General features: G+C 66.6%; 10 protein-coding genes. 7 read left to right on the top strand and 3 right to left on the bottom strand.

What is annotated here, in order from left to right:
• The coding region (xylA, locus tag ACWCP8_RS25555) for a xylose isomerase (protein WP_451118374.1) at positions 1-778 on the bottom strand (778 nt) is incomplete at its 3' end.
• Between the two features lie 453 nt (positions 779-1,231).
• Between xylA and hemC the strand changes: the two genes are divergently transcribed.
• Positions 1,232-2,167: a hydroxymethylbilane synthase gene (gene hemC / locus ACWCP8_RS25550; RefSeq protein WP_352264744.1), complete on the top strand. Its 936-nt coding sequence runs from the start codon at positions 1,232-1,234 to the stop codon at positions 2,165-2,167.
• Positions 2,168-2,243: 76 nt separating this feature from the next.
• On the opposite strand, the gene ACWCP8_RS25545 is transcribed toward hemC, so the two are convergent.
• Positions 2,244-3,206, bottom strand: coding sequence for a hypothetical protein (locus ACWCP8_RS25545; RefSeq protein ID WP_451118372.1), 963 nt, complete (start codon positions 3,204-3,206; stop codon positions 2,244-2,246).
• 259 nt (positions 3,207-3,465) lie between these two features.
• Here ACWCP8_RS25545 and ACWCP8_RS25540 point away from each other — a divergent pair, with 259 nt between their 5' ends.
• On the top strand, positions 3,466-4,113 hold the full coding sequence (locus ACWCP8_RS25540; protein ID WP_451118370.1) for a histidine phosphatase family protein: 648 nt from the start codon (positions 3,466-3,468) through the stop codon (positions 4,111-4,113).
• Between the two features lie 148 nt (positions 4,114-4,261).
• Here the strand turns inward: ACWCP8_RS25540 and ACWCP8_RS25535 are convergent, their stop codons facing one another.
• Positions 4,262-8,110, bottom strand: a complete 3,849-nt coding sequence (locus ACWCP8_RS25535; RefSeq protein WP_451118368.1) for a GH92 family glycosyl hydrolase — start codon at positions 8,108-8,110, stop codon at positions 4,262-4,264.
• A 502-nt stretch (positions 8,111-8,612) separates the two neighbouring features.
• On the opposite strand from ACWCP8_RS25535, the gene ngcE reads away from it, so the two are divergent.
• The 5 genes from ngcE (at position 8,613) to ACWCP8_RS25510 (ending at position 14,541) form a co-directional block, all read left to right on the top strand.
• Positions 8,613-10,061, top strand: coding sequence for an N-acetylglucosamine/diacetylchitobiose ABC transporter substrate-binding protein (ngcE, locus tag ACWCP8_RS25530; protein ID WP_451118366.1), 1,449 nt, complete (start codon positions 8,613-8,615; stop codon positions 10,059-10,061).
• A gap of 50 nt (positions 10,062-10,111) precedes the next feature.
• Positions 10,112-11,035: a carbohydrate ABC transporter permease gene (locus ACWCP8_RS25525; RefSeq protein ID WP_352264751.1), complete on the top strand. Its 924-nt coding sequence runs from the start codon at positions 10,112-10,114 to the stop codon at positions 11,033-11,035.
• A complete protein-coding gene (locus ACWCP8_RS25520; RefSeq protein ID WP_451118363.1) occupies positions 11,035-11,952 on the top strand; it encodes a carbohydrate ABC transporter permease in 918 nt (305 codons plus the stop codon). The genes ACWCP8_RS25525 and ACWCP8_RS25520 overlap by 1 nt, the downstream gene beginning before the upstream one ends.
• Positions 11,953-12,150: 198 nt before the next feature.
• Entirely contained in the window at positions 12,151-13,350 is a 1,200-nt protein-coding gene (locus ACWCP8_RS25515; RefSeq protein WP_356000847.1) for an ROK family transcriptional regulator, read from the top strand.
• Between the two features lie 123 nt (positions 13,351-13,473).
• Complete coding sequence (locus ACWCP8_RS25510; RefSeq protein ID WP_451118361.1) at positions 13,474-14,541, top strand: sugar ABC transporter substrate-binding protein; 1,068 nt, start codon at positions 13,474-13,476, stop codon at positions 14,539-14,541.
• The last annotated feature ends 152 nt before the right edge of the window (positions 14,542-14,693 follow it).

Raw genomic sequence — 14,693 nt, 5'->3', positions numbered from 1 at the left:
GGTCCTGGTCGTACTTGATGCCGGACTGGCCGTTGAGGTCGATGTGGTAGAGCTTGCCGGCCCACAGGGCCTGGGCGATGCCGTGCGGGAAGTTCAGTCCGGCCATCTGCTCGTGGCCGACCTCGGGGTTCACGCCGTACATCTCCGGGCGCTCCAGGCGCTCGATGAACGCCAGGGCGTGGCCGACGGTGGGCAGCAGGATGTCGCCGCGCGGCTCATTGGGCTTCGGCTCGATCGCGAACCGCAGGTCGTAGCCCTGCTCGACGACGTACTCGCCGAGCAGGTCGAAGGCCTCCTTCATCCGGTCCAGCGCGACCCGCACGTCCTTCGCGCCACCGGATTCGGCGCCCTCACGGCCGCCCCAGGCCACGTAGGTCTCGGCGCCGAGCTCGACGGCGAGGTCGATGTTGCGGATGACCTTGCGCAGCGCGTAGCGGCGCACGTCGCGGTCGTTGGAGGTGAAGCCGCCGTCCTTGAACACCGGGTGGGTGAACAGGTTCGTCGTCGCCATCGGGACCTTCAGACCGGTGCGGTCCAGAGCGTCCTTGAAACGCGTGATGATCGCGGCCCGCTCGCTGTCCGAGGAGCCGAACGGGATCAGGTCGTCGTCGTGGAAGGTCACACCGTGCGCACCGAGCTCCGCCAGTCGCTCGACGGACTCGACCGGGTCGAGCGCGGGACGGGTGGCGTCACCGAAGGGGTCGTTGCCGCGCCAGCCGACGGTCCAGAGACCGAAGGTGAACTTGTCCGCGGAGGAGGGGGTGAAGCGGTCCGACATGAATCTGCCTCTTGTCGACGAGGGCTCGGACGGCTGCACCGCCGACCGACCGATTTGTTTACTGACAGTACTAATACTGCATCGCGGCGCTCGTCGCCAGCCCGTCTCCGTGACACATCAGTCACATAGGGGCAACGTGACGGCTTCGGGCTGCTCCCGGCGGCACTCAAATGGGACGAACAGGCGAACCATTCCACTTATGTCTCGATAATTCCGCCAGATTTGTTTTGTGCACGATCAAAATCGAGGCGCACGGCAGCAAGGCCTCCCGGTACCGCTGCTGGGCCCATGAATTTCACCGGCGGCCTCCGGCGGACGCGGAACGGTGCGCCAGGTACGCCACCGAAGCGGATCGCACACCTGCCCGAGTGCTCCAACTGGCTTGACACCGCGATGACATGGGTACGCGCAGTGCGCCCGGGAACCTGCATCCGACGGTCTATCGTGGGCGCCATGTCCGCCCCTGAACTCATCCGCATCGTGTCCCGCGACTCACCCATGGCCCTCGCCCAGGTGGAGCGCGTCCGTGCCGAGCTGGCCGCCCTCCATCCCGGTACCGCCACCGAGGTCGTGGCCGTCAAGACCACCGGTGACAAGTGGATGGGTGATCTCGCCCAGGTCGAAGGGAAGGGCGCGTTCACCAAGGAGGTCGACGCCGCCCTCCTCTCGGGCCAGGCGGACCTCGCAGTGCACTGCGTCAAGGACATCCCGGCCGACCGGCCGCTGCCCGCCGGAACCACCTTCGCGGCCTTCCTCCGACGGGACGACATCCGTGACGCCCTCGTGCACCCCGGAGGTCTCACCCTCGACCGGCTCCCCGACGGAGCCAGGATCGGCACCTCCTCCGTACGGCGCAGCGCCCAGCTTGCCGCCTCCCACCCGCACCTCCAGTGCGTGCCGATGCGGGGCAACGCCAACCGCCGGCTGGACAAGCTCGCCGCGGGCGAAGCGGACGCGCTGCTTCTGGCCGTCTCCGGACTGGAGCGCATCGACCGCACGGATGTGATCACCGAAGTCCTGTCGGTCGAGGCGATGTGCCCACCGATCGGAGCCGGGATCCTTGCCCTCCAGTGCCGTGAGGGCGACACGGAGCTGATCGACGCGATCAGCGGCCTCGGCCACCCCGCCACCCACCGCGAGGCCACCGCCGAGCGCATGTTCCTGCACGTGCTGCAGGGCCACTGCAACAGCCCCATTGCCGGATACGCCCGCACCGAGGGCACCGGCGAACTGTCGCTACGGGCGAAGGTCTTCACGCCCGACGGGAAGGTGATCCTCAACGCCCACGAGTGGGCAGGCCGCCTGGACCCGGCCACGCTCGGCACGTCTGTCGCGGTCGCCCTCCTGCGCCAGGGAGCCCGCGAACTCATCGACGGAATCCCGCACTGAATCAGCCCGGCGCACCAGCCGGTGCCCGTGAGCGCCGGCCCGCCCTGGCCCCGCCCCGGACCGAGGAACTGTTTGATCAGGTCCGCGAGGGCACGATGCAGTCCCGGTCGTCGGCGATGTCCTTGCCGGAGTCGTACGGGTCGATGACAGGCCACGGCCGGTCGGCCCGCGCCGCCTCCCTGGAGAAGTACGGGTGGATGAAGCCGTCCGCCGTGCGGCAGTCATGGTTGCCGAGCAGTCGCCGGTACTCGACCGGAACCAGCTTTCCGGGTGCCGCTCGCTCGTCGAGGTCCAGGACCAGTTGCCGCCGCACGACTGTGCGCGCCGCCTCCTCCGTGCCCTTCCACGGCCCCGGCTCGACGCCCGGTGCCGCTCCCAGCGCGTACACGAAGGTGTAGTCGGCTCGGACGCGCAACTGACCCGGCTCGCTCCCGGCCTCGAAGGTCATTCGGCCGTGCACTCTGATGCCGTCCTCGACCACATGGAGTTCTGCCGGGTCGAAGCGGGTGAACATCTCGGTGGGATCACCGCCCTGCGCACCCGGTTTGCGTAGATGGCGGATCAGTCCGGCGCGGGAGGAGTCCTGCGCGTCAAGCATGTCCAGGGCCTTGGCAGGCCATCCGCCATGGAGCACGGCCGGATCCAGATTGGCCGCGATCAAGAAATCCTTGGTCCGGTTCAGCGCGTCGAAAACCTGCTCCTCCGGTATTCCGTTCACGGCCTTGACATCCGGCACCTGGATACCGGTGTCATCGGTCGCCCAGTCGTCGGCGTGCGAACCCCGAAACGGCATGTTCGTCGTTGCCGGCCACGCGTCGGGCCACGTGCCCTCAGGCATCAGGCCGGCGGCGAATGGCTCGTTGGCAGGCCGCTCTCCGGACGTGCTGCCGACCAGCCACACCGCGAACCCCACCAGCGCTGCGGCCGCCGCGCCTCCGGCCAGCCCTCGCTTGAGCCGGCGCCGGGCCCGGTCCCTCCGCAACGTCTCCTCCCGGCCCGCGTCCTCGCGCTCCGCGCGCAGCCGCGCAACATAGTCCACCGGATCCGGCATGCCCCGCCCCACTCTCGTCCACTGTCGTAGACATCTCACGAGCCACCCCCCTCCAGCACAAGACATCCCATCATTACGTGATGATCACGTGATCGGCACACAGCGGGATGCGGGGCGGCCGCGCCGCGAAACGACCTGCCGGCCGCCCCTGCGTGGACGGCCCGGAATGCGATCGTGGATCAGCGAGTTTCGAAGCTACGCAGCAGGCGGCGCGAACAGCGCGGAGAACAGAGAGCGGACGGCACCCATGGGCGAGTTGATTCTGATCCGGCACGGCGAGACCGAGTGGTCCCGGTCCGGGCGGCACACGAGCCATACCGATCTGCCGCTGACAGCCCTCGGTGAGCGTCAGGCCCGTGCTCTCGTGCCGCTGATCTCCGACCGGAAGATCGGACTCACCCTGGTCAGCCCGGCCCTGCGTGCCCGGCGCACCGCCGAACTTGCCGGGCTTGCCTCCCCCCGTATCACCCCTGATCTGCGTGAATGGGACTACGGCGGCTATGAGGGCGTGACCACCGCCGAGATCCACCACACCCGGCCGTCCTGGAACCTGTGGACCGACGGGGTCGCCCCGGGCTCCGCCGCGCATCCCGGGGAGACGCCGGCTCAGGTGGGGGAGCGGGCCGACCGGGTGCTCACCGAGATTCGGGAGGCCGCCGAATCACTGGGGGACGCGGACATCGCCCTCGTTGCGCACTCCCACTTCCTGCGCGTATTCACCGCTCGCTATCTGGGGCTGACGCCGTCCGGCGGCACACTGTTCCAGCTCGCCACGGGGGCCGTCTCCCGGCTCGGCACCGAGCACGGGAATCCGGTCATCACCGCCTGGAACCTGGCTCTTCCCGAGAGTCTCTTCCGCGCGGCAGCGCCGGAGCCGGCGCAGTCGCCGGAGTGAGACGGGGCCGGTACGCGCCGCTCCTGACGGCGATGCCGCACGGGCGCAGTCACGAACGCCACGCGACGAGCGAGTTCGTCTGCACCGTGGGATGAACGAACGGCCGGCACCTCACCCGAGGTACCGGCCGTTCACAGGAGTGCAGAGGTCAGGAGATCAGCTCCACCTCCGCCAGTGTCCCCTCACCCTCGGGCACGAGGCGGTAGTGCTCGAACGTTCCCGACGTGCTCACCGAGAACACCCGCGTCTGCTTGTCCCACGCGAACGACTGCGCCGACCGCTTGTCCAGGTCCTTCCAGGTCGTGCCGTCCGACGAGCCCTGCAGGACCCAGCCCTTCGGGGCCTTCGCCGCCGCGCCCGACGTCAGCGTGTACTGGACCGCCTTCGTCGATGCGGGCACCGGCAGCTCCACCGGGCCGTTCACCGTTGCCGTCGTGGCCGACGTGTTGTCGTACAGGGCGCCCTCGCCCTTCAGCACGTCCTTCTTCGGCGACGGCACCTGGTCGTCCTTGGTGATCGACGTCGGGGCCGCGTCCTTGCCCGTGCCCCACGCCGACGGCTCGGCGCCCATGTCGAACTCCAGGACACCGCCCTCGGCGAGCAGGTCGTGCGGCAGCGACGTGGACGTCCACTTCTTGCCGTTGACCTTCAGGCCCTGCACATAGATGTTCTTCGCGCTGTTCTTCGGGGCCTTGACCACCAGGTCGTGCCCGTTCTCCAGGTGGACGGTCGTCTTCGTGAAGAGCGGAGAGCCGATCGCGTACTCGCCACTGCCCATCACCAGCGGGTAGAAGCCGAGCGAGGAGAAGAGGTACCAGGCCGACTGCTCGCCGTTGTCCTCGTCGCCGTGGTAGCCCTGGCCGATCTCGCTGCCCGTGTAGAGACGGCCGAGGATCTCGCGGACCTTCTCCTGGGTCTTCCAGGGCTGCGACGCCGCGTCGTACATGTACGTGACGTGGTGCGCGACCTGGTTGCTGTGGCCGTACATACCCATCCGTACGTCACGCGCCTCCGTCATCTCGTGGATGACACCGCCGTACGAGCCGACGAACTCAGGGCCCGCCGTCTCGGGGGTGGAGAAGTACGTGTCGAGCTTCTTGGCCAGGCCGTCCCGGCCGCCGTACAGGTTCGCCAGGCCGCGGCTGTCCTGCGGGGCCGTGAACGCGTAGCCCCAGCCGTTCGTCTCCGTGTAGTCGTAGCCCCAGATGCGCGGGTCGTACTTGTCGGAGGCGACCCGCCAGTCGCCCTTGGCGTCCCTGCCCTGGAAGAAGCCCGCCTTGGAGTCGAACAGCTCGACATAGTTGCGAGCCCGGTTCAGGAAGTACTCCGACTCCTCCTTGTACCGCTCCTTCTTCGTCTTCTTGTAGAGCGCCTGGCCCATCTGCGCGAGGCCGTAGTCGTTGAGGTAGCCCTCCAGCGACCAGGACAGACCCTCGTGCGTCGACGTGTTCGCGTAACCCGCGAACGGGGACGTCTCCATTCCCTTCCGGCCGACACCCGACGACGGCGGAACCACCGTGGCGTTCTTCAGGGCTGCCTCGTACGCCGCCTCACCGTCGAACTTCACGCCCTTGACGTAGGCGTCCGCGAACGCGACGTCCGACGAGGTGCCGGTCATCAGGTCGGCGTAACCGGGGGAGGACCAGCGGGAGATCCAGCCACCGTCCTTGTACTGCTGGACGAAGCCGTCGACCATCTCGCCGGCCTTCTTCGGCGTGAGGAAGGAGTACGCGGGCCACGTCGTCCGGTACGTGTCCCAGAAGCCGTTGTTGACGTACACCTTGCCGTCGACGATCTTCGCACCCGTGTGGGTGGGGGTGTCGGGGCCGATCTGCGGCGAGAACGGGCTGGCGTACTGGTCCTTGCCGCCGACCTGCTCGAAGCCCGAGTTCGGGTAGAGATACAGGCGGTACAGGCTGGAGTAGAGAGTCGTCAGCTGGTCGGCGTCCGCGCCCTCGACCTCCACCTTGCCCAGGATGTCGTCCCAGGCGTGCTGTGCCTGGTCCTCGACGCGGCCGAAGGAACGGGACGCGGGGATCTCCGCGGCGAGGTTCTGCTTCGCCTGGTCGATGCTGATCAGCGAGGTGGCCAGGCGGAGGTTGACCGTACGGTCCTTGCCGGCGTCGAAGCGGAGGTAGCCCGTCACGTCGTCACCGCCGCCGTCCTTGAGCTTGCCGCTCGCGGTGACCGGGGCGTCGAAGACGCCGTAGACGAAGAGCCGGGTGGCGCCGGTGGAGAGGCCGCTCTTCACGTCGGAGAAACCGGTGAAGGAGCTGGTCCCCGGGTCGAGGGTGAGCCCGCCGTCGTTGGAGATGTTGTCGAAGACGACGGACGCGTCGTCAGCGGGGTACGTGAACCGCATCCGCGCCGCGTGGTCGGTCGGTGTCATCTCGGCCTTGAGACCGTTCTCGAACGTCACACCGTAGTAGTGCGGCTTCGCCGTCTCGTTCTCGTGCTTGAACGGCAGCGCGCGCGCCGTGCGGGAGGCGTCCGGTTCGTCCTTGGCCACCGACGGCATCAGCTGGAACGTCTGCCGGTCGCCCATCCAGGGGCTCGGCTCATGGCTCGCGCTGAACGCCTGGAGAGTAGGCAGGTTGTCGTCGTTGTTGGCGCGCTGGTAGTCGTACAGCCAGCTCGTCGAGCCGGCGTTGGTGACAGGCGTCCAGAAGTTGAAGCCGTTCGGGACCGCGGTGGCGGGGAAGTTGTTGCCCCGCGAGAACCCGCCGCTGGAGTTGGTGCCGCGGACCGTCGACGCGTAGTCGGACAGGTGCGCGCGGCGCTGCTCGGGGGCCTTGGGGGCGAGCTTGATGTCGTCGATCCAGCCCTGGAACTTCGCCGGGCCCTTGGGGGAGTCGTACGCCACCAGGATCCGGTCGACGGTCTTTCCTGCCGCGACCGTGCCGATGCGCGAGGCGACCTTGTTCCACTGGTTGACGTACAGCCGCTTGGCGTCGGCCTGGCCCTGCGGGGTCAGCTGACCGCCATGGCTGTCGGTGGCGCCGAGATCGCTCAGATACGTACCGTCGGTGAAGGCCAGGTCGACCGAGACATGGGTGGCGGGGTAGGAGAGGTCCGTCTCGCCCATCTGCGGGTAGACGAGGTAGGAGAGTTCGGTGTCCCGGGTGACGGCGGTGTCGACGTCGAAGATCTTGTTGTACGAGTACGCGCGGCCGTCCGGCTTGTGCGTACCCGCGTACCGCAGAGCCTTCTTTCCGGTGAAGCCCGCGCCGGCCTTGGCGGTGGGCGAGCCGGACGGGCCGCGGTCGATCTGACTGCGCATCTCCTCGGGGGCGGGGGTGCTGGTGTTGCCGTCGGAGAACTGGACGTCGGCGAGCTGGGTGATGCCCGAGGCGCCCTTGTTCTTCGTGATGTCCAGGCGGAAATGCTGGTAGGCCGTGTCGCTCGAGAAGTCGTACGACTTCGTCTGGAAGCGCTCGGAGAAGGACTGGTCGGTCCGGGAGTCGAGGTCCTTCCAGGTCTTGCCGTCGGCGGAGCCCTGAAGGGTCCAGTCCTTCGGGTCGCGCTCGTCGTGGTCATTGGCCGAAGTAAGCGCGTATGTCACGACCTTGACCGGTTCGACGAGGTCGAACTCGATCCAGCCGGTGGGTTCAAAGGTCAGCCACTTCGAGGAGGACTCCCCGTCGACCAGGTTCTCCTTCACCTCGCCGCCGCCGGTGTTCTCGCCGCTGGCGCGCAGATCCGTGACCTTGTCGGTGACATTGCCCGGTATTCCGGCGGAGAAGCCGCCGTCGATACCCGATGCCCGCTTCTTCCCGTCCGGACCCTCTTCCACGGTATTGCGCCAGTCCGGCTGTTTTTCGTTCGCTTCGAACGATGAGCTGAATGTCCGGTCACCCGTGGGTGTTTCACCCTTTTCGGCAAACCTCGCCGACTGTGCGGCGGCCGTGGTGGGGGCGGTCACCACCAGGACCAGTGAAGCCGCGATGAGTGCGGCCGTACGGTTTTGTCTCTTACGAGAACCATGTCGGGGCTGCATGCCGAGCCATTCCTCCCGAGGAAGCGCACTGGACAACGTTGTCAGAGCGATGTGCAGGATCCAGTAGGGAGGCAAGTGACGTGATGTGTCAAGGGTGTTGGACGGGAACGCGCGGGTGAATCGACCGTATTGCGGAAATCGTTACACCCGGACGAGGGCGTGCGGTGCCCATGTATCCGCGAGGTCTCAACTCGGGAAAGACTGCCGCTCAAACCTGCATTCGATCTTGCTCAGTTGGCTGCAAGTGGACTATACCTGTCGGCGTCTGCCCCGCCGTTTTCTACGCGGACGCGGACAAGGGGGGCCGGGGGGAACGGCCGGGGGACGCCATCGCTGCATCCATCGGTTCGATCTCCGGAATCCCCCACTGCATCTGGCTAGCCTGCAAATCAGCACGACCCAAGCGCAACTGACCGCGGTGGCGGGGCCCTTCGCCTGAGGCGAATTTCGACGGGCGACCGGTACACACCGCCTGAGTCCTGGAGAAGGCGAGGACTTGAGCATGGGATCCACCTCCGCCCACAAGAATGAGGGCCTTGGCCGTCGCGACGTGATCAAGCGGTCTGCCGCACTCGGTTTGATCACCGTTCCGACGATGAGCTTCCTGTCGGCGTGTGCGAGTAGCGACAGCGGCACTGACGACTCGGTCAAGAAGGGCAAGACGAGCGCCAAGAACCCGCTCGGCGTCAACGAGACCGCTGCCCTCGACGTCGTCATCTTCGATGGCGGTTTCGGCCAGCAGTACGCGATCGACGCGGAGAAGAAGTACAACGCGGCCTTCCCGAAGGCCCCGAAGGTCAAGCACTCCGCGACCCAGAAGATCCAGTCGCAGCTGCAGCCGCGCTTCAACGGCGGCACCCCGCCGGACCTGATCGACAACTCGGGCGCCGAGCAGATGGACATGGGTGTCCTGGTCGGCAAGAAGCAACTGCTCGACCTGACGCCGCTGATGGACGCCCCGTCCATCGACGACCCGAGCAAGAAGGTCCGCGACACGCTGCGCCCCGGTGTCCTGGAGATGGGCCAGTTCGACGGCGACCCGGTCTGGATCATGTACTACGCGTACACGGTCTACGGCGTCTGGTACTCGCAGACCGCGCTCGAGAACCTCGACGCGCAGTACCCCGAGAACTGGGACGACATGCTCGCCCTCTGCGCGAAGGCGAAGAAGAAGGGTATCGCCGGCTGGACGTACGCCGGTAAGTACCCCTACTACCTGCCGTTCTCGCTCTACCCGTTCATCGCCAAGATCGGTGGCCGGGAGGTTCTCGACAAGATCGACAACCTGGAGCCGAACGCCTGGAAGGACCCCGCGGTCAAGGCGGCGTTCGAGGCGTACTACGAGCTGTACAAGAAGGGGTACATCCTCAAGGGCACCCCGGGTCTGACCCACATCCAGTCGCAGACCGAGTGGACCAAGGGCAAGGCGCTCTTCATCCCGAACGGTTCGTGGGTGGAGAACGAGGCGGCGCCCACCACGCCCAAGGACTTCAAGATGATGGTCTCGGCGCCGTCCGGCCTGGACTCGTCCGACAAGATGCCGTTCGGCACCATCTGGGCCTCCGGCGGAGAGCCCTTCGTCGTCCCGGCCAAGGCGAAGAACCCCGAGGGCGGCATGGAGCAGCTGCGCATCATGCTCTCCGAGGAGTCCTCGAGGAACTTCACCAAGCAGGTCAAGTCCCTGAGCGCCTTCAACGGTGGCACTGACGGTCTGACCCTGTCCACGGCCATGCAGGCCGGCGTCGACGCGCTGACGAAGGCCGGCGACAACGTGGTGAACCCGCGCCTGCAGGACTGGTACGTGAAGCTCCAGAAGGAGCAGATCGGCGTCGCCGGCATCGGCGAGATGATGGCGGGCCGCGCGACCCCGGCGGAAGCCATCAAGAAGATCCAGGGCTTCGCCGACGCGGCGGCCAAGGACCAGTCCATCAAGCACTACAAGCACCAGTGAGCAACCGTCACCAGCGGCGGCACCCGCGGAAAGATCGGGGTCGGTAAACGATGCAGCACGGCAAGTACCGGTTCATTGTGGGGTTCTTGATCGCCCCACTGGCGTTGTACGCGGTCTTCGTCATTTGGCCGTTCATCCAGTCCATCTACTATTCGTTCACGGACTGGACAGGTCTGAGCCCGGACTTCAAGATGGTCGGCTTCGACAACTACACCAGGATGCTGAAGGACGACATCTTCTGGAAGTCGTTGCAGCACAGCGTGTTGCTTGTGCTGCTGCTGCCGCTGGTGACGCTGGGTCTTGCGCTTTTCTTCGCCTTCATGCTCAATGTCGGCGGCCGGCGGCGTAAGAACGCCACGGTCGCCGGCGTGCGGGGCTCGGGCTTCTACAAGATCGCCTATTTCTTCCCGCAGGTGCTCTCGATCGTCATTGTCGCCCTGCTCTTCCAGTTCGCATTCAACCCCCGCGACGGGATGCTGAACGCGACGCTGAAGGGGATCGGTCTCGGCTCCATCCAGCCGGACTGGTTGGGCGATCCGAGCCTCGCGCTCATCTGCGTCATGTCGGTGCTGATCTGGTCGACGGTCGGATTCTTCGTCGTGCTGTTCTCCGCCGGCATGGCGTCCATCCCGAAGGACTTCTACGAGGCGGCGCTCCTCGACGGTGCCAACCGTTTCACGACGTTCTTCCGGATCACCCTGCCGCTGCTCTGGGACACGGTGCAGTCGGGCTGGGTCTACATGGGAATCCTGGCGCTCGGCGTGGAGGCGTTCACTGCTGTACAGGTCATGACCGTGGGTCCTGGTGGTCCCGACTACTCGACCACGGTTCTGCCGCTGTACGTGTACCAGACGGCCTTCCGTGACGGCCAGGCGGGATACGCAACGACGATCGGTGTCGGACTGCTCATCGTCACCATGGCCTTCGCTGCCATCGTGATGCGACTGGGCCGGCGCGAGCGGCTGGAGTTCTGATGAAGACCACTGACACCCCTCCCGCGCCTGCGGCGGACCTCGTGCCCGTGTCCAAGGCGTCCGTACCCGCCGGCAAGAAGGAGAAGAGCAGCGAGGGCAGCGTCCTCAACGTCTTCTCGCACGGCGTGCTGATCATCTGGGCGATCCTGGTCGTCATGCCGCTGCTCTGGGCGGTGATGGCGTCCTTCAAGACGGACGACTCGATCCTGTCGACGCCGTGGGCGCTGCCCGACAAGCTTCACTTCGAGAACTGGTCGCGCGCCTGGAGCCAGGCGCACATGAGCGATTACTTCTTCAACACAGTCATCGTGGTGGGCGGTTCGCTCGTCGGCACGCTGCTGCTCGGTTCCATGGCGGCCTACGTGCTGGCGCGGTTCGACTTCCCGGGGAACCGCTTCCTGTACTACCTGTTCATCGGCGGGATGAGCTTCCCGATCATCCTGGCGCTGGTTCCGTTGTTTTTCGTGATGAATAACATGGGCCTGCTGAACACGCGACACGGACTGATCCTGGTCTACATCGCGTATTCGCTGCCGTTCACCGTCTTCTTCCTCACCTCGTTCTTCCGGACGCTGCCGACCTCGGTGGCGGAAGCGGCGATGCTCGACGGGGCGTCGCACACCCGGACGTTCTTCCAGGTGATGCTGCCGATGGCGAAGCCCGGCCTGATCAGCGTCGGTATCTTCAACTTCCTCGGGCAGTGGAACCAGTACATGCTGCCCACGGTGCTCAACACCGACCCGAAATATCGGGTGCTCTCCCAGGGGTTGGTCGAACTGGCCAACAGCCAGGGCTACAAGGGCGACTGGTCCGGTCTCTTCGCCGGTCTGGTGATGGCGATGCTGCCGGTCCTTGCGGCCTACATCATCTTCCAGCGTCAGGTCGTCGCGGGCCTGACCGCGGGAGCGGTGAAGTAGCGGCCCCGCCCTCGCACGCAGACGAAACCGCCCGCCGGCCCTGTGCCGGCGGGCGGTTTTGTCTGTTTTCCGCGGCCGTCCCGTCCGGGGCAGCCCGCTCATCCGAGGCTCCCACTGCTCAAGGTCTTGACGGGGAGCGCCCCAAAACGTCAGCTTAGAGTTCACATGTTGGAGAAAATGGCAGGAGTGAGAGAGTCGATGGAGACTCCGGGGTCGCAGACATCTCTGCATCGCGCCAACCTTGAGCGGGTCGTGCGTGCCGTGCGTATGGCGGGTTCGCTCACCCAGGCGGAGATCGCCAGAAGCACGGGCCTCTCCGCGGCAACGGTCTCCAATATCGTTCGCGAACTGAAGGACGGCGGCACCGTGGAGGTGACCCCCACCTCGGCGGGCGGGCGCCGGGCCCGCAGCGTCTCGCTCAGCGGTGACGCGGGCATCGTGATCGGAGTCGACTTCGGCCATACGCATCTGCGGGTGGCGGTCGGCAACCTCGCCCACCAGGTGCTCGCCGAGGAGTCCGAGCCGCTGGACGTCGACGCCTCGTCGGCGCAGGGCTTCGGACGGGCGGAACAGCTGGTCAACCGGCTGATCGAGACGACCGGGATCAGCCCGGGCAAGGTGATCGGAGTGGGCCTCGGCGTTCCCGGCCCGATCGATGTGGAGTCCGGCACGCTGGGCTCCACATCGATCCTGCCGGGCTGGACGGGCATCAACCCGAGCGAGGAGCTCGCCGCGCGGCTCGGCGTGCCGGTGTACGTCGACAACGACGCCAACCTCGGGGCGCTGGGCGAGATGGTCTGGGGGAGCGGCCGGGGCGTCAAGGACCTGGCATACATCAAGGTCGCGAGCGGTGTCGGCGCCGGTCTGGTGATCGACGGGCACATCTACCGGGGGCCGGGCGGCACGGCCGGTGAGATCGGGCACATCACGCTCGACGAATCGGGCCCGGTGTGCCGCTGCGGCAACCGGGGCTGCCTGGAGACCTTCACGGCCGCGCGGTACGTGCTGCCCCTGCTCCGGCCGAGCCACGGGCCCGATCTCACCATGGAACGGGTGGTCCAGCTGGCCCGGGAGGGCGATCCGGGCTGCCGCCGGGTGATCGGGGACGTCGGTCGGCACATCGGCAGCGGTGTCGCCAACCTGTGCAACCTGCTCAACCCGAGCCGAGTGGTCCTCGGCGGGTCCCTCGCCGAGGCCGGCGAGCTGGTGCTCGCGCCGATCCGCGACTCGGTGTCGCGCTACGCCATTCCCAGTGCCGCACGGCAGCTCTCGGTCCTTCCCGGGGCGCTGGGAGCCCGGGCGGAGGTGTTGGGTGCGCTGGCTCTCGTACTGAGCGAGATGGGGGATTCGACCCTTTTGGAGAGCACTCTCCCGACGGCGACCCCTGCCTTCACTTAGATAACGAATGGCACCGTTGTCATCTCGTTAAGGATTTACTCCTTGACGTCGGCTTCACGGCCGAGTTGACTTCCAGCCACCTCGGCCGCAACGCTGCGGCCTCGTCAGGGAGGCACACCCGCAATGAACGCAATGACGCGACGCATCGTCATAGGCACGGCCGCAGTTTCGATGGCCGTCTCCCTCGCAGCCTGTGGCAAGGCGGGCGACGACAAGAAGGGCTCGGCGGACTCGGGCAGCAAGACCAAGATCGGTCTGCTGCTCCCGGAGAACAAGACCGCTCGCTACGAGACGCTGGACAAGCCGCTGTTCATCGAAGCGGTCAAGAAGGACTGCGCGGACTGCGAGGTTGTCTACAACAACGCGGCCGGTGATGTCGGCCAGCAGAAGCAGCAGTTCGAGCAGCAGATAGCCGACGGCATCAAGGTCATCGCGATCTCCTCGGTCGACGCCGAGAAGTCCGCCGCGTGGGTTGCCGACGCACACAAGAAGGGCGTCAAGGTCGTCGCGTACGACCGCGCCATCGTCGGTGCCGACGCCTACGTCAGCCACGACAACGAGAAGATCGGCAAGCTCCAGGGCCAGGCCGTCCTCGACGCCCTCGGCTCCAAGGCGGCCGGCTCCAACCTCGTCATGATCAACGGTGACGAGAAGGACCCGAACGCCGGCCTGTTCAAGAAGGGTGCTCACGAGGCCCTCGACGGCAAGATCAAGATTGCCTACGAGGCGTCCGGCGAGTGGGACCCGAAGATCGCCGGCGAGAAGATGACCGCCGCGATCTCCTCGGTCGGCAAGGGCAAGATCAACGCGGTCTACTCCGCCAACGACGGCATGGCGGGCGGCATCATCACGTCCCTGAGCAACGCCGGCATCAAGGACATCCCGGTGGGTGGCCAGGACGCCGAGCTCCCCGGTATCCAGCGGATCATCGCCGGTACGCAGACCTTCACGATCTACAAGTCGCCGAAGCAGCTCGCCCCGACGGCCGCCCAGTTCGCTGTCAACCTGCTCCAGGGCAAGGACATCGGCGCCTCGGGCAAGACGGACGGCGTTCCCTCCACGCTGCTCGAGCCGACCGTGGTGAACAAGGACAACATCGAGTCCACCGTGGTCAAGGACGGCATCTACCAGGCCTCCACGATCTGCGTCAAGGACATCGCCGCCAAGTGCACCGCACTGGGCATCAAGTAGTCCCTCCTCGCGCCAGGGCCAACAGGCCCTGGCGCGTACGGGTTTGATCCGCGCCGCACGGCGGAGTCTGCCCGCCCCATGACTGTCCGGCCCCGGCCGGCCCACACCCCGCTGCCGGCCGGGTGCCGGACATTCTTCCCCCAGTACTTCCA

It is taken from the genome of Streptomyces sp. NPDC002206 (assembly GCF_053593595.1).
This window is presented reverse-complemented; position numbering and strand designations above follow the sequence as displayed.

Coding starts and splice junctions, on each gene's coding strand:
- ngcE (WP_451118366.1), top strand. CDS start 8,613: ATGGGATCCACCTCCGCCCACAAGAATGAGGGCCTTGGCCGTCGCGAC.
- ACWCP8_RS25520 (WP_451118363.1), top strand. CDS start 11,035: ATGAAGACCACTGACACCCCTCCCGCGCCTGCGGCGGACCTCGTGCCC.
- ACWCP8_RS25535 (WP_451118368.1), bottom strand. CDS start 8,110: ATGCAGCCCCGACATGGTTCTCGTAAGAGACAAAACCGTACGGCCGCA.
- ACWCP8_RS25510 (WP_451118361.1), top strand. CDS start 13,474: ATGAACGCAATGACGCGACGCATCGTCATAGGCACGGCCGCAGTTTCG.
- ACWCP8_RS25525 (WP_352264751.1), top strand. CDS start 10,112: ATGCAGCACGGCAAGTACCGGTTCATTGTGGGGTTCTTGATCGCCCCA.
- hemC (WP_352264744.1), top strand. CDS start 1,232: ATGTCCGCCCCTGAACTCATCCGCATCGTGTCCCGCGACTCACCCATG.
- ACWCP8_RS25515 (WP_356000847.1), top strand. CDS start 12,151: ATGGAGACTCCGGGGTCGCAGACATCTCTGCATCGCGCCAACCTTGAG.
- ACWCP8_RS25540 (WP_451118370.1), top strand. CDS start 3,466: ATGGGCGAGTTGATTCTGATCCGGCACGGCGAGACCGAGTGGTCCCGG.